The organism is Parabacteroides goldsteinii, from assembly GCF_020091425.1.
In the GTDB taxonomy this organism is placed as follows: Bacteria; Bacteroidota; Bacteroidia; order Bacteroidales; family Tannerellaceae; genus Parabacteroides; species Parabacteroides goldsteinii.
Genome location: NZ_CP081906.1, coordinates 4,725,348 through 4,746,444 on the forward strand (window position 1 = coordinate 4,725,348; position 21,097 = coordinate 4,746,444).

A 21,097-nucleotide genomic window follows, 5' to 3' on the forward strand; every position below is an offset into this window, starting at 1 on the left:
TTTCTATATATTTATTTATTATTATCTTACATATCAATTCGGGCTGCAAAGATAGAGGCTTTTTTTTAATAAACAAAGAGTTAGCTGTTTTTTTTCAAATTGATTATACTATTTTTCCAAAAGGAGAACAATTCATCCACGGTATAGAAATCAACTAACAAACTAATATGTAGGTATTAAAAAATACCACCTTTGTACATATTATCAAAATTATGTTGTCCCTCAAATTTCTTGGCTTCGTCTCCTTCCGGATTCAGTTCGATTGATTTTTTCAGGTCTTCGAAAGCACCTTCTTTATCGCCTTTCAGGTTTTTGGCGCGTCCACGTTCGGCATAAGCCTTGGCAAAATCCGGCTTTATTTCAATGGCCTCATCGAAAAAGACAATGGCTTCGTCTAACAAGTTTTTAGTGATCAGCAGCGAACCTTTCAGTATACAGGCATCTTCATTGAACGGGTTCAGGTCGAGCGCCTGCTGGTAGTCATCGGCGGCAGCATCCAGGTCACCCAGCGATTCGTGTATTTTACCTCTTACCAGATATGTTGTTTCTTCTTCCGGAGCCAATGAGATCGCTTTCTCGATATCGGGCAAAGCCTCCTGTCCCTGTTTCATGGCAAGCAACACCTCTGCACGAAGCAGATAAGCATCCGTGAAATCATCTTGCAAGGCAATGGCTTTCGTCAGGTCGGCAATGGCTCCCAACTGGTCGCCGGTTGTTCTTTTGGCTTTTGCCATCAGGAACCAGGCTAGATGGTTCGACTCATCCAGTTCGATCACCCGCAGGCAGTCGGCAATGACCTCGGCTTCCTTATCCAGCATAAAGAGCACGCTGACTCTTGTCAACAACGTCTGGATATGCTCCGGCTCCATTTCCACCATACGGTTCAATGTTTCCAAAGCCTTTTCCGTCTGGTTTGCCATTGAATAGGCCGATACCAGATGGTTCATTGTTTCAAAATCTTCCTGTATATTCAAGGCTTCCGTAAAGCATTTGATAGCATAGGCCACCTGGCCGATTTTTTGCGCACGGATACCGTCATATTTTAATATGTCGAAGTTTTTCTGATCGTTTTTAGCTTTTCCTTCTGCCGTATCCTCACTTTTGGAAGAAGAGAACAAAGATGTAAAGAAATTTCCCATGGTTATATGTTTATGTTCGAGAGGGCAAATATACCGATTATTTTGAATTTGCCATACGTAATAAGCTCCTATCATGAAAAGGGCCGCCACAAAATGACAGCCCTTCCAAAGAAAACCTCCCCTTAATTCATCTGTAATCAATCAATCCACCCATCATTCTGAGTCAGATTATCATTCTTTTGAATTTCGGTTCTGGGGATTGCCCAATTATATAAATGATCACCATCCCAGCTATATGCAAACTCTACCATACCCCAGATCTGTTTCAGACCGGCATTTTTCTTAAACTTAGTTTCATGCCATGTTTTCCAACGCATTTCATCAAAGAAGTTCACACCCTCACCAGCAAATTCCCAGCGACGTTCATTGCGGATACGGTCACGCATATTCTCCTGCCCAGAAACCTGAGTATACTGGTTGCTATTCAATAAAGCTGCACCTACACGCCCACGCACCTTGTTCACCCATTCTATTGCTTCATCAGTCTTTCCCTGTTCATTCAGACATTCCGCCAGAGAAAGCACCACATCCGCATAGCGGATAATAGGAATATCGATTGGAGAATATTCACGGTTCGGAATTTCAGAAGCCCCCTCAGCAACAAATTTACGGAACAAATAATAAAATTTAGTATTCGTATCAGTCTTCAAATCAAATGGAGCGGCCGTATTAGAACCTCTGTATGGCCAGCGTAGCGTATAGGTATAAGCCGTCACACCATCCGCTCCATCATATTCAGAATACGGGGTTATAATTGTAGCCATCAGGCGTGGATCGCGATGTTCATACGCAGTTTTGATACGGGCTTCATTCTCGTTGTCCAAATATTTGGATAAATCAGCCCCTGCTTTTTCCATAGTCAATTTTTCTTCATCTGTCATACCATCACGCAGAAAATAAACTGCTCTTTTTGCAACATCCATAGAATTAAAACCCGGAATATAATTATCCCAATCAAAAGGTCTGCCATCGGCATCTTCGTAAGTTTCCACAAAATCCGTACTTGCCAGATACGTGTTCCAACAAGAACCAAAGGTTCCACGTGAGCCATACCTAAAAGAAAAGTTATTACCATATCCGCTTTCACCGATACATTGCAAAGAAAAGATCATTTCCTCACATTGCTCATTTTCTTCCTTAAACAACTGTTTATATTCACCTTGGAATAAAGCAAAACCCAAATCACCGACTTTACGAAAATCAGCTTCCGCCTTCGTCCATTCGTTCATCCACATGTAAACCTTTCCACGCAAAGCATAAGCTGCACCTTTCGTCACACGACCGTAATCACCATCTCCTTTGGTGTATTTATCCGGGAAATCGGAAGTATTGATAGCATCTGTTAAATCGGTAATTACCTGGTTCCATACTTCAGTTTCACTATTTCGGCCTTTTACCATGTCTTCCAGTTCGACAGGCTCCAGATAAAGAGGAACGCCTTTATATACCATGTTCAGTTTATAATAGAAGTACGCACGCATAAACTTCGATTCAGCCATCAAGCGAGCCAACTTTGATTCCGACAAAGGAGCTTTCTGTAAATTAGTTATCGCATCATTACAGCGGCTCACTCCTTCGTAATGAATCTTCCAATAATCAGAAAACAACTCGTTGCTGGTTGTTGCATTCCCCATCAACAGAGAGTAATTTCCATCTCGATAGTCAGCCGACACACCATAACTGTCAAATTTATGCAAATCACCAGCTACATTTGAAGAACGGAGCACATTATAAATACCCATAACTCCCATATCAGCCAAATTCTCTGTTGTCCACATATTACCGGAACCAATAGAAGAATAAGGATTCAAATCCATTAAGTCACTCTGACAACCTGTTAATAAGACAATAGATACGCCTAACAAGCAAAATTTATTTATTAGTTTCATATGTAAATAAATTGCGCTCCCTATCTCAAGAGAGCCGTTTAAACCATTAATAAATTGATTTTTTTAGAGTTCAGACAAAACAAAAGAGAGCACTTGTATAGATACAAATGCGGTTGGCTATTATCTTTGGGCATTTTATAATTTTACAACAGCTAAGAAAAAAAATTTCATACACGCGTTAAAGGACTCGCAGTCTTGACCGCTTAGCAGTTGAGATCAGTTTCATGAGCGACCTCTTGCTGTTTCTTACGACAACAAGCCAGTAAAAATCGACCTTCTCTATGTTTTTAACCTACTTCTGGGATTGGACCATCATCACGGCTGATTTTAACTTTATAGCCAAGTGCTTCCAGCTCTTTCTTCAAGTAATTTTTCCGTTTCTGCTCCATCCTTTGGTTGAGATATTCCGCACCGAGTTCCTTATACTCACAAGCCTCTTTCAGTACATGCCATACCGATTTCAGGATCGAGTGTCCTACTGCTACTAAAGCCCTCTTTTTCCCTCGACGGGCGGCTAAACGGTGATAACGTGCACTGTAAAAGGTGTTCTTGGTACGGGTGGCTGCCCACGCAGCCTCCGTGATTACGGCTTTCAACTGTTTGTTGCCATGGGTGGTTCTACCACTTTTTTTTTACCTGCGCTCTCGTTATTGCCAGGACAGACACCGGCCCACGAAGCCAGGTGCTTTTCGGTTGGAAAGGCTTCCATATCCACACCTATCTCTGCTATCAGGTCTTCAACCGTTTTCCGGCTAAGTCCGGGGATCTTCTGCAAGAGTTCCATCACATTCTCATAAGGAGATAAAACCTCTTTTATACGGCAGGTAAGGTCAGCTATGATGGCTTTCGTCTGTTCCATATCTTTACGGATGGTCTGCAACATATAGATGTGATGCGGTTCTATAAAGCCTTCACAAGCCTGATAAAGAAGTTCCGGACTGGCTTCAAGTTTTTTATGATAGATGCAAGTTATGTCATCCATTGTTACATGACCCTTATCGATCAACATATCTATCAGCTTGTTCGCCACGACTCCGTCCAGGCTGCACACCACGCTGGAAAGTTTGATGTTACAATCTTCCAGGATACGAACAATACGGTTTTTCTCAGAAGATACATGCTGGATCAACTTGTTACGGTAACGGGTTAAATCACGAAGCTCACGTTGTTCACGCTCCGGGATATAACTCGGTTTCAACAAACCTGCTAAAAGCAGTTTGCAAATCCAGGCACTATCCTTTTTATCCGTTTTGTGCCCGGGAACATACTTGATGTGCCGTGCGTTCACGATCCAGACTTTCATATCAGGACATTCAAGAATCTTATAGACCGGCTTCCAGTAAACACCGGTACTTTCCATGGCTACATGCGTAATGCCACTGGATAATAACCATTCTTTTAATTCTGTCAAAGAACTACTGAAGGTCTTGTAACTGCGGGTTTCAGTTTTGAGACCTTCGCCACTTATCGTAGCAACTACCATGTCCTTGTGGACATCTATTCCACAACCCCGGAGGATGACTTGTTCAAAAGGTACTGTTTTCATTGCATTCGTTTTTTCGAGTGAATGACACTAAAGTAAACAATACCCCCCTATTTACATGCTCTTGGACGAAATTTATTTCATGGATGTTTCATGATTCTTTATTTTTAAAATGAAATATTAGCACCAAAAGCAAACTGCCTCAAAGAGGTATATTGGGGAGTCGCTCCTAGTTCCGGATCTTGTCCAGGATATTTCGTAATATTAAATACATTTTCAATGGAAATATAGACACGCAGGTTTTCAATGAATACTTTTTTAGAAACAGAAACCGGTACCGTATACCCGAATGTCAGATTCTTTAATTTCAAATAATTGGCATTATATAAATAAAGAGATGTACCCTCCGCATTCTGATTCCCACTCGCAGTAGTGACCAAACGACCATATTTACTGTTTATATTAGTTCTGGGATCTGACGGATCGTCTGGATTATAAAAATAACGATTATCTGCCACATCTTTACCTAAAGAATAACCCACATTGGCTGCAAGAGAATTATGACCAAATGTTGGTCCCCAATACAATTTAAAACCAGCGGCCCCAGCCCAATTCATCGAAATATCGAAACCTCTCCAAGCTGCCGACATCTGAAATCCGAAATTAAATTTAGGATCTGCCGATACATTTTGAAATTCACGGTCATCCGTTCCTCCATAAATGCCATCACCATTGACATCGGCATAAATATAATCTCCATACCATATCTTACTTTTATCTACAGTTTTATTAGGCATAAATGTATATCCTTCTGCTATCATCGCTTTCAACCAGGCCATATCCAATTCCGTACGGATCATACCGTCAGCGGGACCTCCGGCGACACCGTCAACATCGTATCCCTTTCCCGAACCTTTATAAGGCGAACGGAGATAAAACTCTTTTTTCATATTTCCCTCGATAATAGGATCCACGGCAGAAGAACTGGATGCCACATCACCGATATTGCTTTTCCAATTGCCATTCTCATCATACCCCGCCTGAAATACACCTTTGTATTTATCTATCTTATTCGGCGTATATGAAAAGTTTCCGGAAACAGAATAATTCACTTCTCCCGCTTTATCGTTCCAACCTAACGTCAACTCTACCCCTTTAGTACTCATTTCAGCGATGTTCTGGCGGGGAGCCGTCTTATTTCCGGCTGTCAGATAAATAGAAGGAGTAAATAAAATGCCTGTAGTCTTTTTGTGGAAAACATCAGCGGTAAATGAAAGACGATTATTAAGAGCATTTAAATCAACACCGACATTGACCATTTTGGATGTTTCCCATGATAACATACTATTCGCAATAGATGTCGAAGCCAAACCAGAAACCAGTTTACCTCCTAGCGGATATTTCGCACTAGCATACGTTGACATATATTCATATTCTCCCACATCCGTACCTCCATTATTTCCGACAGAACCATAAGAAACACGTAACTTCAGATTGTCCAACCAATTCCGCGTATTATCCATAAAACTTTCTTCCGTTATTCGCCAGGCAGCAGAAAAAGAAGGGAAAGTTCCCCAACGATAGTCCCTGTGATAACGGGCATTACCGTCATGACGGAGATTCGCTTCAAACAAATATTTTGACTTATACGCATAGTTAATCCTTCCGAAGAAAGAACGGCTGGCTCTGTCGAAAGCACCACCTCCGATACTCTGCATTTCGGTTGCGGAGCCGGGAGTATGGATACTGGAATCAATCAATCCTTTTTTCGTTGCATTACGAGTATTCTGTTTATAATAATACTCTTCATATCCCGCCAAAATGCCTAAATCGTGATCTTCAGCAAACGTCGCATTATAACGTAATATATTTTGTATTGTATAACTGTAATCCGCACGGTTATAGAAATCAGTAGTCATCTCTGACGGTGCGGTAGCTGGTGTCAATATCACTCCATCGCTAAATCTTACCCTGTCATACGGATTTGTCCATGTCTCGTTATCTTCCCAATATCGTTTATAGTTCAAATTAAAATCCCATGACAATCCTTTTATCGGGGTGATGGTAGAATACAAAGTCGTATTGAAATTCGTTTTCTGTTTCGAACCGGCAATATCGTGCAATCTCGCCAAAGGATTATTAGCCATCGTATTTTCTTCCGGAGCTTCCGGGGCTCCGTACTGACCATTCCATATCGGATAAACTCCGGCAATAGCACTTCTCAGCCCCTCGTTCGCATTGTCAAAATTAGCAGGTTCTTTATCTTCCTGAGAAGCAAAAGTACGGGTTCCGACCGTTAACCACTTTGTTATATCTGCTTCGATATTCGCACGTAAAGAATATTTCCGAATTCCTGTATTATCGACTAAACCGGGATTATCCAGATAACCCGCAGACATCAATACGCGCAGTTTGTCCGTTCCTCCGGTAATAGATACATTATGATCATTGATTATACCATGGTTAAACATTTCCTTTTCCCAATCAGTATCCGGATAAGCAACATAATTCGGGATACCATTCTCCGTTAACCCATTAGGATCTTTTTCTGCAGCCCTCCAGGCTTCAATAGTGGCCTCCGAAAAGTGGTTCGGTCGACCCATATTTTCATAGGCTTCATTAATTCTTTCCATATAATCGCCATAATTGGTCACCTGTTCAATCAAATTGGTCGGACGGGCATACGAAAGACGACCAGAATAAGAAATAGAGAGTTTACCTGCTTTACCCTTCTTTGTGGTTATCAGAATAACGCCATTAGCCGCACGAGAACCATAGATGGAAGATGAAGCGGCATCTTTCAGTACGGATATATTTTCTATATCCTGTGGATTCACCAGATCCATGGAACCTTCTATTCCATCTATCAAAACCAACGGATCGGAGTTATTCAACGTACCGATACCACGAATCCTGATTTTAGAGCCATCACTACCCGGATTACCGGAACTTTGCTGAACCTGTACACCGGCACTAAGACCTGCCAGTGCATTCGACACATTCGTCACAGGACGGGACAGCGCCTGATCTTCAAAATTGACGGACGAAATAGAACCGGTCAGGTTCACCTTTTTCTGTGTGCCGTAACCGACAACCACCACCTCATCGAGCGCTTCCGAATCTTCCACTATTTTAATCGTGAAAGAGGTCTGGTTATTGACCGGAATTTGTTGTTCCCTGTATCCGATAAAAGATACGACCAACGTCGATTTCGGGGAAACCTCCAACGTGAATTTACCTTCCATGTCGGTAATCGTTCCGTTGGTTGTTCCTTTTTCTACGATATTGGCACCGGCAACAGGACCGAACTGATCCTCCACAACACCGGTTACCGTCAATTTCGCCTGTTGTGTGGAAGGGTTAACAAAGACCTCCCGATTTACATCCGTACCGTTGATAGCCCGGCTATCAACGGGTGTTGCAGCTGCAACAGAAGCCATAAACATAAAGGCTCCGACAAATGCAAGCCTCGATGTCGGATAATTTTTACAATTCTCCATCATAATAATATTATTTGAGTAAATGAATAATAGATTTTCCTGTATGGCTAATCTATATTTTGTTTGTTAATCAGATGTTTGTAGCGGGTCAAGGCCTCCAGATAATAGTAATCCGCATAAATAAGCGGTACATCTATTTCCGACTTATGAGGCAGACTGCCCGTGCAGTGCATAATAATGAAATCGGCATTGCCGCCCAGCGGAGCATGATAACCCGGTGAAGAAAGACTTTTCAACATCCTGACAGCCATCTCGGTATATGCTTTATTGGCGCTGAACTCGCCCAATTCGAAAAGAGCCGAGCAAACGATTGCAGCCGCAGAAGCATCCCTGACTTCTCCTTTAAACTCTTTGGCATAAGAATCGCCATCCGGTGTAAAGCCAGCCTCCCCCGCATTGAAATCCCACATAGGAACCAGATCGTCTGGAAGATGCCGGATAAAGTAATTGGCAAAATTTTCGGCCGCTTCCAGATAGACCGGGTCTTTTGTCTCTCTGTACATCATCGTATAACCATAGACTGCCCAGGCTTGTCCACGCGACCAGGTGGAGTTGTCGCTATATCCCTGACATGTCTGGCGGTGCAGCGGCTGACCGGTAATCGTATCGTAATCCACCACATGATAGCTGCTGTAATCATCCCTGAAATGATATTTCAAAGTCGTGTTTGCATGAGCGACAGCTATATCATGATATTTTGCATCACCTGTTATGCGGGATACATAAAACAACAGTTCCAGATTCATCATATTGTCGATGATAACCGGGTAAAACCATTCGGAACCATCCCATGCTTTCCGGTAATCCCATGATTCAATAGCCTGTACCCGTTCGTCGAAACGTGTACACAACGAATTGGCACTTTCTATCAGAATATCCTGATAGCCTTCTTTGGGAGCCAGACGCTCTGCATTGCCATAACTGCAATACATCATAAAACCGATGTCATGATTTCCGGTAAAAGACTTGTGCGGTTCAAGCGGGTAAGTCCATTTCTCCGCATAGGTCACCCATTTTTTGTCTCCCGTCAGCTCATACAGATACCAAAGGGCTCCGGGGAAAAATCCGGGTGTCCAGTCATGTCTCGAAGTGGATACAAGACGCCCTTCCGCATCTGTTGTCCGCGGATAGTTTTTTCCGTTATATTCTCCTACACTGTTAAGTAATAACTGCATCTGTTCCGATGCAAAATTCACGTTTTCCTGAATAAAGGACTCTTCCGTATCTTTTCTCTGATTACAACCTGTCACCGACAAAACCATTAAAAAGCAACAGAACAAAGCTGTTTTCTTCATGTCTGATATGTATATAATGTGTTATTTCATGATTGACTCGTGATAATCTTTCGGGAAAACTTTTCCGCCCCATGCACGCAGCGAAGTCCATTCTTCGGCGGGAGAAGTCCAGAAAGGATGATCGGCAGGCAATCCCAATGGCAGGAAACCCAGCGATGTCATATAAAGACTGCCGTTATCCGTATAATAATCGGCCAGGTTCGGCTGATGACCGACAAAGCCCAACTGAAGGAATCCTTCTTTATTAAAATTACCTTCCTGGCTGAACATACGTTTCATCACAGTGGTCAGAGCACTTCTGACCTGGCCGTTTGTAAGTGTTTCAGGCAATCCATATTTCCAAGCAGATAGTCCCAGGGATTGAAAAGCGGCAAGGCGATAGGTCATCGACCGCCCGACGGCTGGATAGGCTCCTTCCGGAGATATCAGTCGCTCGATAATTACATTATAGCGTTGCATGCGGCGGAATGCCAGGTCGAAACTGACCGGTTTATGTATGGGAGTATCTTTGATGGCCTCCGTCACTTCAACCATCATCGGGTGAATCACATAAGCATTATAATAATCGAAAGAGATTTCCGGACCGTCCGAATACCATCCGTCCCCTTTGTACCATTCGTTCATCTTCTGAAGCCCCACTTCAATGACAAAAGCATCATACTCCTCGCCTATAGATAAAAGGAATGTTTCAACCATCGTCCTGAAAAGCAACCAGTTATTATAGGCGGGGCGTACCCACTTCAGGCTATGGAAAGTATCTATATACCGTTGTTTCGTCACACTGTCCAAAGGTTCCCATAACGCTTTCGGAGCACGCAGGAAACTGTTTGCCAGATAAGAGGCATCGCATAAAATCTGTCCTTCCCCTTCCCATTTCAGATAATCGGGACTTTCGGGGTCTACTGCATTTGCATAACTCTTTAACGCCCATTCACGTAACCGGCAGCGCATTTTCCCCTCTTCCGTATCATCGTCCGGCAAACTTAACCAAGGAGCCAAACCAGCCATCAACCGCCCGAAAGTTTCCAGATAAGTCACATCGGGGTCACGCCCTTTCAACCAACTCGGACTCAGCTCGACCGTCATATTCTTTCTAAGTTCCCCCTTGCTCATATTACTCAGTACAGGCTCGGATATACGATACAGCAAAGAGCACCAATAAGCCCTGTCGTTTTGTTCCAGATTCTGTTTCTCCCCTTTCGCACATAAAGAAACCGTACAAACAAAAGAAAGAATACAGATGTAGATAATGGATCTGTTTTTCATGTTCCTGAAATTAGATTTATGTAATGTGATATTTATCTCTCAACCCGGGGCAAAAGTAGAAGGAGAGGCATGTTCAGACTTGGCAGAATAATGCAAAAGATAGGCACAAATAGTGCATATCCATTTTTAACAGATTTATTTATAAGGATTTAGATATTAAAGTCGAAAATTTCACCCCCTACTATTCCTATACTCCATCGGGGAAGCATTGAATTGGTTTTTGAAGCAACGGCTGAAGTAGCGGGGAGAACCGAAGCCAAGCATATCGGCTATCTCGGCAATCTGCAAGCTCGTGTCGTCCTTTAAGAGGAATGCTGCTTTTTTCAGTTTATAGTTAAGGATAAAATCATTGGGAGTCATCCCGGTGAGTTGTTTAAATTTGCTGAAAAGGGAACGGCGGCTTATAGCTACTTCTTCCGCCAACTTATCGATCGAAAACTCCGTATCGCTCAGATAGGCCTCTATAACAGACTCGACCTTCTGCAAGAACTTCTTATCCGTTTCATTATTAGCCAGTAATTGCATGGTCAAGGCCGGCTCATGCTGATATTTTTGCTGCTGGAGAAGCCTGTTGCGGATCAGGTTATTACATTTGACAAGTAATATTTTCGTATTGAACGGTTTTGTTATATAATCGTCCGCCCCTTTCATCAACCCTTCTATATTATCTTCGGTGGAAGACAGGGCTGTCAACAGGACGACAGGGATATGGCAGGTGGCAATATTCTGCTTCAGTTCAAAACACATCTGGTCGCCATACATTCCGGGCATCATTATATCGCTCACAATAATATCCGGCTCTTCTTCATGGGCAATGCGAAGCCCTTCCACCCCGTCATAGGCCTGTAAAACCTGATAAAATGGAGAGAAAAGAGTGTTCAATGTTTCCTGCAACTCCCTGTTATCTTCCACTATCAAAATCTTATAACGGCTCTCGTTTTCTTTTTGCAAAGCAGGCACCTCCAAATCATGCAAATCATCCAGGGCAACAGACTCAACCGGCATGTAACCGGTCATTGTATTTACCGCGCCGGCAGTCTCCTCTATTTTTACATGGGCATCCTTTTCAAAATGCAATTTGCCGGGAAGCAAGGTGATTATAAAAATACTGCCATAATTCAATTTACTCTCTACCTGGATTTTTCCATGATGCAATTCGATAATCTCTTTGCAGAGGGCAAGTCCGAGACCGGTACTGAACTCTTTCTGGGAAGAAAGAAGACTGTTTGAAGCCTGATAGTAACGCTCGAAAATAGTCGATAAATCTTTCTTGTCGATGCCGATACCACTATCGATCACTTTGATTACAATCTGCTCATCAACAACATCTGCGACCAACTCGATACTTCCCTGCACCGGAGTAAATTTGAAAGCATTCGATAAGACATTGGAAACAACCTTTTGCAATTGTTTCGGGTCGAACCAGCATGGTATCGAATCTTTTAAAGTTGAGAAAGAATAACGGATCTGGTTCGTCTGCGCTTTCTCTTCAAAAAAGATATAGATATTACGAAGGAAAGGGATCAAATCCTGTTCAGATACGTTCAGACAGGTTTGTTTCTGCTCCGCTTTCTGAAAATCCAGCAGTTCGTTAATCAGATTTTGCATCTGGAAGGTCGTTTTATACACCTTGTTGATCTGGTTACGCACAGCCAGCGACACCGTATTACCGTTCAATAATAACTCTATCTGAGAGATTATCAGGGAAAGAGGCGTCCTGAACTCATGGCTGACATTCGTAAAGAAAGAGATCTTTGCCTTATTCAGGTTAGTTATATACTCTTTCTCCTTCCGTTCGTATTCAAGGGAAGCCTCCAACTTCACCCGTCGCTGACGGAAAGAAAGGAAAGCATACAGCAGACCGGAGAATAATGCAATATATAACACCCAGGCTAACGGAGTATTATAAAAAGGCGGCAGGATGGTTATCGCCATCCGTATCTCTTTCAACTGATCATTTTCAGCCTTCTTCTCCCGTACATGAAGCGTATAATCACCGGGGGAAAGGTTGGTATAGCTGAGATGCATGTTGTGCGTCGGTATCCATTCCGGATCGAAACCATCCAGCTTGTATTCATAAACAGATGAATTATTCGATTGCAGGGAATTATTGCTTGCAAAACTGAGAATAAGATTATTCTGCTCATGCGACAAGGTCAATTGCGCGGTATAGGCGGGAATTACCGTCAGGATGCCGCTCTGGTCCGAAGGGGTGATTGTTTTATGATTAATTGCCAAGTTTGAAAAATACAGGTCATAATTCTTATCGTTCCAGATAATGTTATCCTCCCAAAAAGAGATCATTCCGTCCGCCGATCCGACAAAAACCTCCTTATTCCTGCATCTGTATATCCCGCATCCACTGTTGATCGCAGAGAAAGGCAGGTCCTTCGCAATACTGGCAGAGAAAACCTGCTCACCGGTTTCCGGGTTCATTATGGAAAGACCTTTATTACAACTAATAATCAGATTCCCGTTTTGTGCCTCGCCCATCGAATAGCAAAAGTCACTCAGCAACTGTTCCTTCTCCGCATTATAATTCGTAAAATTATCATCGTTTTCATTATACAGAAAAATGCCGTCACCCGCCGTCGCAACAAATATCTTATTCCCGGCAACCTCGACCAAAGAGGTCATGAATGCAGTTCCTAGTCCTTTCTCACCCGTACTATATGTTTGCCTTGCAGACGGCTCTTTTAGCGGTATACGAGTTATACTTGAAAAATGAGCCAACCATAAATTATCTTTTGAGTCAATGATAAACTGGTTGCCGTAGAATGTTTTTTCATCGGAGCCCGGAAATAAGGGCGTAATCTCACCAGTCCCTTTTTTCAGTTTGAAAAGTCCGTAATCGTCCACAAAAATGACATATTCTTTATAGACTCTCAGCCAACTGATATTCGTATGCAGCCCGGCAGAATGCGGTTCCTTATCTATATAATTATAAAACCGGTCACTACTTATATCCAGGCGGCAGAGTCCGCCGGTGTATGTCCCGATATACAGTTGGTTTTCTTCCGGGTCATAATCTATACATTTCAGATTATTATGCTTGATGGAATTTTCACCGGAAGAGGCCGTGTAATAAGAGAACAAACCTGTTTTCCGGTCGAGCTTGTTCAAACCTCCCCCGTCCGTACAAATCCAGAGATTACCTGCATTATCCTCCGTCATCTGTCCGATAATAGGGAAATTCAAACACTCCTTCCGCAGCGGATCATCCGAATAGAAGTTGAACATACTTCTCCTGGAATTAAAATAATTAACTCCCCCGTAATAAGTCCCGGCCCACAACACAGCTTGTTTGTCAACGAACAAAGACAGGATAGACGAATGGGTCAGGGAGCCTCTTACATGATCTTTTTTATAAGAAGAAAAATGTTTTGCAACCGGATCGTATTTGTTCAGTCCATAAAACGTTCCGATCCAGATATTACCGGAATAATCCTCAACAATAGAGCGTATATAGTTGTGACTGATTGAATTTTCATTTTTGTCTGACACAAATTCTGTCAACTTGTTATCCGTACCACACAAGTACAAACCGCAAAGACGGGTTCCTATCCACACGTCGTGAGTCGAACTTTCAAACAGAGCCGATATATCCTTTTCCGGAATGACACATTGTTTTTCACCATCTTGTTCCATCCTATAAAGTCCTTTCCGCGTGCCGATCCACAATTGTTTCCGGCTGTCATAGCAAACAGAAGTGATATTATCCTTTATCCCCGTTACCTGAAATAAATCAATGCTCTTTTCTGCTGGATTCCAGGTAAAAATACTGTCGCCCGAAGAAAGAAATATCTGGTTTTGCGTTTTCTGTAACGAAGAGATACGTGTTTTCAAGGCATAAAAACAATCTTCTTTCAGATCATATCGGACAAGAAGATTACCGATCGTAAAAAAGACATCCCCCTCGTCCGTTCCTGTTATATGGTTAACAGTATAGTTAGTGACAGACCTGTTCAATAACTGGGAATAATTTTTATAATTGACGATTTCCTCCCCGTTGTAAATACATACCCCTTCCTCTGTGCCGAACCATATCCTGCCCAGCTTATCCTGATAGATGGCATGAACGGATAACTGCGGAAGTCCGTCTTTAACACCTAAGTGATTAAAATAGACAGGCCGGGCCGTTACCGCAGACATCACAAGTAATATGGTAATAAGAAAAAATCGCATTATCCTGTATCGAATTATCCCCCTCATATAAAAGTACCGGCCAAAGGTAAAAAATAAAACAAAGATATTCAGCATTAACCTAAGAATTCCGAGATTAACAAAATGACAGCAGATACCATGATAGGGTATAAACCGGCTTAATACTAAATACATTATTTACAAATATCAAATTGTCAAATCAACCCATTCTTAGAAGAGTTATACGGACCAATGTCAAAACCTATAGTTTTTCATACAATTGTCAGCGATCAAACGAATAACACTTCAACCGATTTATACATAAAAAAACATCTTTATGGAATCCATAAAGAACACAATAAAACAATTTGCTATATTCTTTTCACACATACAACAAATATGCTACTACAACCTCGACAATCATTTATCCTGCTACAGACAACATAAAATGTTTTTCAACATACTTTTCCTCCATGAAAGGGCCTCTCAAAGGAGGATATTCAACATTAATTAACACAAATCTCAGGTTTAAATAAGCCACCTACTCATTTAAAATAAAAAAAAACTCGTTTAAAACGAGTTCTACTTTTATTGAAAACAAACTACAAAAGATGTATTCAAAGAGACAACTGTTAAATATTGTATTCGAAAGCATCCTGTAACATCGGTTTGAAAGAATATTTGCGCCACGAAAATCCGACTGATAGAATCTTTTTGTTCAAGAACAGTTCCATATTAATTCATTTTGTCAAACCAATCATTTCAAACAATTGCACATAAGTGTACATGTTATCTTTTCTTTGCCTCATAGGCTCTGATTCTTTCCTCACAGCATTGTTTCGTAATATCCCGGAGTAATTCAACTTTAGACAGAAGCGTTTCAATATCCTCTCCGGCAACAACAAAGCGTGAATTATAGCGAGCCTGATGAAGAAAAAAAGGATAGCTTTATTCAGGTCATCTAAAGCTCGCTTTCATAACTATTTATCACAAAAAACCGCATTAATCCTACGAAACAAAACATTCAAAAGAATAAATATTCTATTCTTTTACTTTTTTTATAGTCTTCCTGCAAAGAAAATTGCGGGATTTTGTTATTTTTGCATGCAATTTATAACTTGGCGGAGATTGTTTTGATCGCTTCCCACAACACTTATTGTCATAAATATTAGATATGGAAAACATAGAAACTGGACTTTTGTTAATGGTAGTCGGAATGACCACAGTATTTGCAATTCTTTTGATCGTAATCTATTTAGGAAAAGGATTAATCACATTGGTTAACAAGTACGCACCGGAAGAAGTCATCGTAAAAAAACAAGTAACAACACAACCTGTTGCGGCCGGACAGTCCGGAAATATTCCGGGTAAGACTACCGCTGCTATCGTAGCCGCTGTCAGCATGGTAACAGGTGGACAAGGAAAGGTTACCAAAATTGAAAAATTATAATACTAGCTATACATAATATATCATGAAAATTATAATACTAGCTATACATAATATATCATGAAACATCCATGAAATAAATTTCGTCCAAGAGCATGTAAATAGGGGGGTATTGTTTACTTTAGTGTCATTCACTCGAAAAAACGAATGCAATGAAAACAGTACCTTTTGAACAAGTCATCCTCCGGGGTTGTGGAATAGATGTCCACAAGGACATGGTAGTTGCTACGATAAGTGGCGAAGGTCTCAAAACTGAAACCCGCAGTTACAAGACCTTCAGTAGTTCTTTGACAGAATTAAAAGAATGGTTATTATCCAGTGGCATTACGCATGTAGCCATGGAAAGTACCGGTGTTTACTGGAAGCCGGTCTATAAGATTCTTGAATGTCCTGATATGAAAGTCTGGATCGTGAACGCACGGCACATCAAGTATGTTCCCGGGCACAAAACGGATAAAAAGGATAGTGCCTGGATTTGCAAACTGCTTTTAGCAGGTTTGTTGAAACCGAGTTATATCCCGGAGCGTGAACAACGTGAGCTTCGTGATTTAACCCGTTACCGTAACAAGTTGATCCAGCATGTATCTTCTGAGAAAAACCGTATTGTTCGTATCCTGGAAGATTGTAACATCAAACTTTCCAGCGTGGTGTGCAGCCTGGACGGAGTCGTGGCGAACAAGCTGATAGATATGTTGATCGATAAGGGTCATGTAACAATGGATGACATAACTTGCATCTATCATAAAAAACTTGAAGCCAGTCCGGAACTTCTTTATCAGGCTTGTGAAGGCTTTATAGAACCGCATCACATCTATATGTTGCAGACCATCCGTAAAGATATGGAACAGACGAAAGCCATCATAGCTGACCTTACCTGCCGTATAAAAGAGGTTTTATCTCCTTATGAGAATGTGATGGAACTCTTGCAGAAGATCCCCGGACTTAGCCGGAAAACGGTTGAAGACCTGATAGCAGAGATAGGTGTGGATATGGAAGCCTTTCCAACCGAAAAGCACCTGGCTTCGTGGGCCGGTGTCTGTCCTGGCAATAACGAGAGCGCAGGTAAAAAAAAAGTGGTAGAACCACCCATGGCAACAAACAGTTGAAAGCCGTAATCACGGAGGCTGCGTGGGCAGCCACCCGTACCAAGAACACCTTTTACAGTGCACGTTATCACCGTTTAGCCGCCCGTCGAGGGAAAAAGAGGGCTTTAGTAGCAGTAGGACACTCGATCCTGAAATCGGTATGGCATGTACTGAAAGAGGCTTGTGAGTATAAGGAACTCGGTGCGGAATATCTCAACCAAAGGATGGAGCAGAAACGGAAAAATTACTTGAAGAAAGAGCTGGAAGCACTTGGCTATAAAGTTAAAATCAGCCGTGATGATGGTCCAATCCCAGAAGTAGGTTAAAAACATAGAGAAGGTCGATTTTTACTGGCTTGTTGTCGTAAGAAACAGCAAGAGGTCGCTCATGAAACTGATCTCAACTGCTAAGCGGTCAAGACTGCGAGTCCTTTAACGCGTGTATGAAATTTTTTTTCTTAGCTGTTGTAAAATTATAAAATGCCCAAAGATAATAGCCAACCGCATTTGTATCTATACAAGTGCTCTCTTTTGTTTTGTCTGAACTCTAAAAAAATCAATTTATTAATGGTTTAAACGGCTCTCTTGAGATAGGGAGCGCAATTTATTTACATATGAAAAGAGAAATCAAATTCAGTTTGGTCTTCAGAGACATGTGGCAATCTGCCGGAAAATATGTTCCCAGAGTAGACCAGCTAACCAGAGTTGCCCCCGCTATTGTTGAGATGGGCTGTTTTGCCCGCGTTGAAACCAACGGAGGGGGATTCGAGCAAGTTAATTTACTATTCGGAGAAAATCCAAATAAAGCCGTACGTGAATGGACGAAGCCATTCCATGAAGCAGGTATTCAAACACATATGTTGGACCGTGCACTGAACGGCCTCCGTATGAGTCCGGTTCCGGCAGATGTCCGCCAGCTATTCTACAAGGTAAAGAAAGCACAGGGTACCGACATCACCCGTACATTCTGCGGCCTGAATGACGTACGCAACATTGCTCCTTCCATCCAGTATGCCAAAGAAGCCGGGATGATCTCCCAGTGTTCGCTCTGTATCACCCACTCGCCTATCCACACGGTCGAATATTATACCAAGATGGCCCTGGAACTGATCGAACTGGGAGCAGACGAAATCTGTATCAAGGATATGGCAGGTATCGGACGTCCTTATTCATTGGGACAGATCGTTGCCAATATCAAAGCAAAACACCCTGAAATACCTATCCAGTATCATAGCCATGCTGGTCCCGGATTTAATGTAGCTTCTATCCTGGAAGTGTGCAACGCCGGTTGCGACTATATCGACGTAGGTATGGAGCCACTGTCATGGGGTACAGGGCATGCCGACCTGCTGACCGTGCAGGCCATGTTGAAAGATGCCGGTTACAAAGTGCCGGAAATCAATATGGAAGCCTACATGAAAGTACGCAGCATGATCCAGGAATTTATGGATGATTTCTTAGGATTGTATATCAGTCCGAAAAACCGTCTGATGAACTCGTTGCTGATCGGCCCGGGACTTCCCGGCGGTATGATGGGCAGCCTGATGTCTGACCTGGAAAAGAATTTGGAATCGATCAACAAAAACAATATCAAGAACAACAAGCCGCTGATGTCGCAAGACCAGCTGCTGATCAAGCTATTCGACGAAGTGGCTTATGTATGGCCGCGTGTCGGTTATCCTCCATTGGTAACTCCGTTCAGCCAGTACGTAAAGAACCTGGCACTGATGAACGTAATGCAGATGGAAAAAGGGAAAGCACGCTGGAGCATGATCGCCGACGACATCTGGGATATGCTTCTCGGAAAAGCCGGAAGACTGCCTGGTCCGCTGGCTCCTGAAATCATCGAAAAGGCAAAAGCCGAAGGACGCGAATTCTTCGAAGGAAATCCGCAGGACAACTACCCGGATGCTCTTGATAAATATCGCAAGATGATGAACGAGAAACAATGGGAAACCGGCGAAGACGACGAAGAGTTGTTCGAATATGCAATGCACCCGGCTCAGTACGAAGCCTACCGTTCCGGAAAAGCGAAAGTCGAATTTCTGGCTGATGTTGCCCAGAAAAAAGCTGCTTTGCAGGAAAAGGCACAACCGGCAACACCGGCCACAGCCGCTCCGGCAGCTCTGCCTACAACACCTCAGGTGCTGACTGTAGATGTAGACGGACAGCCTTACCGCGTAACAGTTGCTTTCGGAGATACGGCTAATACCACACCTGCTGCTGCTCCTGCCCAGGCCGCACAACCGGCAGCACCGGCCGCTCCAGCGCCTGCCGGAGCCGGAAATGAAATTCTTTCACCGCTGGAAGGAAAATTCTTCCTCGTAAAGAACGCTTCCGACACACCGCTTAAAGTTGGAGATATAGTCAAAGAAGGCGATGTGCTTTGTTATGTGGAAGCAATGAAAACATATAATGCCGTACGTTCGGAATTCAGCGGAAAGATCACTTCCATCAACTACGCTGGTGGCGACACGGTTTCTGAAGACGACGTATTAATGACTATACAGTAATGAACGAGATATTTCAAAATCTGTATGAAATGACTGCGTTCAGCAATATTATTGCTGAACCGCAGTTCCTGATCATGTATGCAATCGCATTCATATTGCTTTATCTGGGTATCAAGAAGCAATATGAACCTTTGCTGCTTGTCCCTATTGCATTCGGGGTGTTGCTCGCCAACTTCCCCGGAGGTGACATGGGCGTGATCCAGGCTGATGAAAACGGATTGATCAATATTAACGGGGTAATGAAAAACATCTGGGAAATGCCGTTGCACGACATTGCGCATGAACTGGGAATCATGAACTTCATCTATTACATGCTGATCAAGACCGGTTTCCTTCCGCCAATCATTTTTATGGGTGTAGGAGCATTGACCGACTTCGGACCGATGCTTCGTAATCTTCGCCTGTCGATTTTCGGTGCGGCTGCCCAGCTAGGTATTTTCACCGTTTTACTGGTAGCGATCCTGATGGGATTCACTCCGCAGGAAGCGGCTTCACTGGGTATCATCGGTGGTGCAGACGGCCCTACGGCTATCTTTACCACCATCAAACTGGCTCCGCATTTATTAGGCCCGATCGCTATCGCGGCTTATTCGTACATGGCGTTGGTTCCGGTAATCATCCCTTTGGTGGTTAAAGCGCTCTGCTCTAAAAAAGAGTTATGTATCAATATGAAGGAACAGGAAAAGAAATATCCGTCAACTACCGAGATCAAGAATCTGCGGGTGTTGAAAATTATTTTCCCCATTGTTGTAACAACCGTGGTAGCGTTGTTCGTTCCGAGTGCTGTGCCTTTGATCGGTATGCTGATGTTCGGTAATCTGGTAAAAGAGATCGGAACCAATACATTCCGTCTGTACGATGCAGCCTCCAACAGCATCATGAATGCAGCGACAATCTTCCTGGGACTGTCGGTAGGTGCAACCATGACGGCGGAAGCCTTCCTGAACTTTACAACGATCGGTATTGTGATCGGTGGATTCCTGGCTTTTGCCTTGTCTATCGCTGGCGGTATCTTCTTCGTAAAACTGTTCAACCTGTTCACCAAGAAGAAAATCAATCCGCTTATCGGTGCAACCGGATTAAGTGCCGTCCCAATGGCTTCACGTGTTGCCAATGAGATTGCATTGCAATATGATCCTAAAAACCATGTATTGCAGTATTGCATGGCCAGCAACATTTCCGGCGTAATCGGTTCAGCTGTTGCAGCCGGCGTATTGATCTCATTCCTGGGATAAAAAAACTGCAACTATTTATAAAAAGTCCCTGTAATCTGCTCAATGCAAGTTGCAGGGATTTTTGTTTAATACATTTTTTGGAGAACAAAGCGGTTAATTCCGG

The 21,097-nt window shown here is 42.7% G+C and carries 13 protein-coding genes and 1 pseudogene; 5 read left to right on the top strand and 9 right to left on the bottom strand.

Annotation, left to right across the window (positions count from 1 at the left end; all coding sequences use genetic code 11):
* Positions 1-176: 176 nt before the first annotated feature.
* From K6V26_RS20010 to K6V26_RS28655, 9 genes and pseudogenes are all read right to left on the bottom strand, one after another.
* A complete protein-coding gene (locus tag K6V26_RS20010) occupies positions 177-1,139 on the bottom strand; it encodes a tetratricopeptide repeat protein (protein WP_224263659.1) in 963 nt (320 codons plus the stop codon).
* Positions 1,140-1,276: 137 nt separating this feature from the next.
* On the bottom strand, positions 1,277-3,028 hold the full coding sequence (locus K6V26_RS20015; RefSeq protein WP_129697288.1) for a RagB/SusD family nutrient uptake outer membrane protein: 1,752 nt from the start codon (positions 3,026-3,028) through the stop codon (positions 1,277-1,279).
* A 287-nt stretch (positions 3,029-3,315) separates the two neighbouring features.
* The gene (locus K6V26_RS20020) at positions 3,316-3,624 is read right to left on the bottom strand and encodes a hypothetical protein (protein WP_007657317.1); all 309 of its coding nucleotides are present in this window, start codon (positions 3,622-3,624) and stop codon (positions 3,316-3,318) included.
* Positions 3,621-4,574: an IS110 family RNA-guided transposase gene (locus tag K6V26_RS20025; RefSeq protein ID WP_010800681.1), complete on the bottom strand. Its 954-nt coding sequence runs from the start codon at positions 4,572-4,574 to the stop codon at positions 3,621-3,623. The genes K6V26_RS20020 and K6V26_RS20025 overlap by 4 nt, the downstream gene beginning before the upstream one ends.
* A gap of 104 nt (positions 4,575-4,678) precedes the next feature.
* The gene (locus tag K6V26_RS20030; RefSeq protein WP_224263660.1) at positions 4,679-8,014 is read right to left on the bottom strand and encodes a SusC/RagA family TonB-linked outer membrane protein; all 3,336 of its coding nucleotides are present in this window, start codon (positions 8,012-8,014) and stop codon (positions 4,679-4,681) included.
* Between the two features lie 44 nt (positions 8,015-8,058).
* Positions 8,059-9,306, bottom strand: a complete 1,248-nt coding sequence (locus K6V26_RS20035; protein WP_195587016.1) for a glycoside hydrolase family 88 protein — start codon at positions 9,304-9,306, stop codon at positions 8,059-8,061.
* 21 nt (positions 9,307-9,327) lie between these two features.
* Positions 9,328-10,572: a DUF2264 domain-containing protein gene (locus K6V26_RS20040; RefSeq protein ID WP_195587015.1), complete on the bottom strand. Its 1,245-nt coding sequence runs from the start codon at positions 10,570-10,572 to the stop codon at positions 9,328-9,330.
* A 171-nt stretch (positions 10,573-10,743) separates the two neighbouring features.
* Positions 10,744-14,724, bottom strand: coding sequence for a hybrid sensor histidine kinase/response regulator transcription factor (locus K6V26_RS20045; RefSeq protein WP_224263661.1), 3,981 nt, complete (start codon positions 14,722-14,724; stop codon positions 10,744-10,746).
* Positions 14,725-15,504: 780 nt separating this feature from the next.
* Positions 15,505-15,642: pseudogene (locus tag K6V26_RS28655) on the bottom strand (HEPN domain-containing protein); the annotation flags it as partial.
* Positions 15,643-15,889: 247 nt separating this feature from the next.
* On the opposite strand from K6V26_RS28655, the gene K6V26_RS20050 reads away from it, so the two are divergent.
* The 5 genes from K6V26_RS20050 to K6V26_RS20070 all read left to right on the top strand — a co-directional run bounded on the left by K6V26_RS20050 (position 15,890) and on the right by K6V26_RS20070 (position 20,994).
* Positions 15,890-16,165 (top strand): OadG family protein, encoded by a 276-nt coding sequence (locus K6V26_RS20050; RefSeq protein ID WP_010801500.1) that lies wholly within the window; start codon positions 15,890-15,892, stop codon positions 16,163-16,165.
* Between the two features lie 149 nt (positions 16,166-16,314).
* Positions 16,315-17,268 carry an IS110 family RNA-guided transposase gene (locus tag K6V26_RS20055; RefSeq protein ID WP_010800681.1) on the top strand — a complete coding sequence of 318 codons (954 nt, stop codon included), beginning with the start codon at positions 16,315-16,317 and terminating at the stop codon, positions 17,266-17,268.
* Positions 17,265-17,573: a hypothetical protein gene (locus tag K6V26_RS20060; protein ID WP_007657317.1), complete on the top strand. Its 309-nt coding sequence runs from the start codon at positions 17,265-17,267 to the stop codon at positions 17,571-17,573. Before K6V26_RS20055 ends, K6V26_RS20060 begins: the two co-directional genes overlap by 4 nt.
* A gap of 287 nt (positions 17,574-17,860) precedes the next feature.
* Positions 17,861-19,759 carry a biotin/lipoyl-containing protein gene (locus K6V26_RS20065; RefSeq protein ID WP_224263662.1) on the top strand — a complete coding sequence of 633 codons (1,899 nt, stop codon included), beginning with the start codon at positions 17,861-17,863 and terminating at the stop codon, positions 19,757-19,759.
* The gene (locus K6V26_RS20070) at positions 19,759-20,994 is read left to right on the top strand and encodes a sodium ion-translocating decarboxylase subunit beta (protein WP_224263663.1); all 1,236 of its coding nucleotides are present in this window, start codon (positions 19,759-19,761) and stop codon (positions 20,992-20,994) included. Before K6V26_RS20065 ends, K6V26_RS20070 begins: the two co-directional genes overlap by 1 nt.
* Positions 20,995-21,097 lie beyond the last annotated feature (103 nt).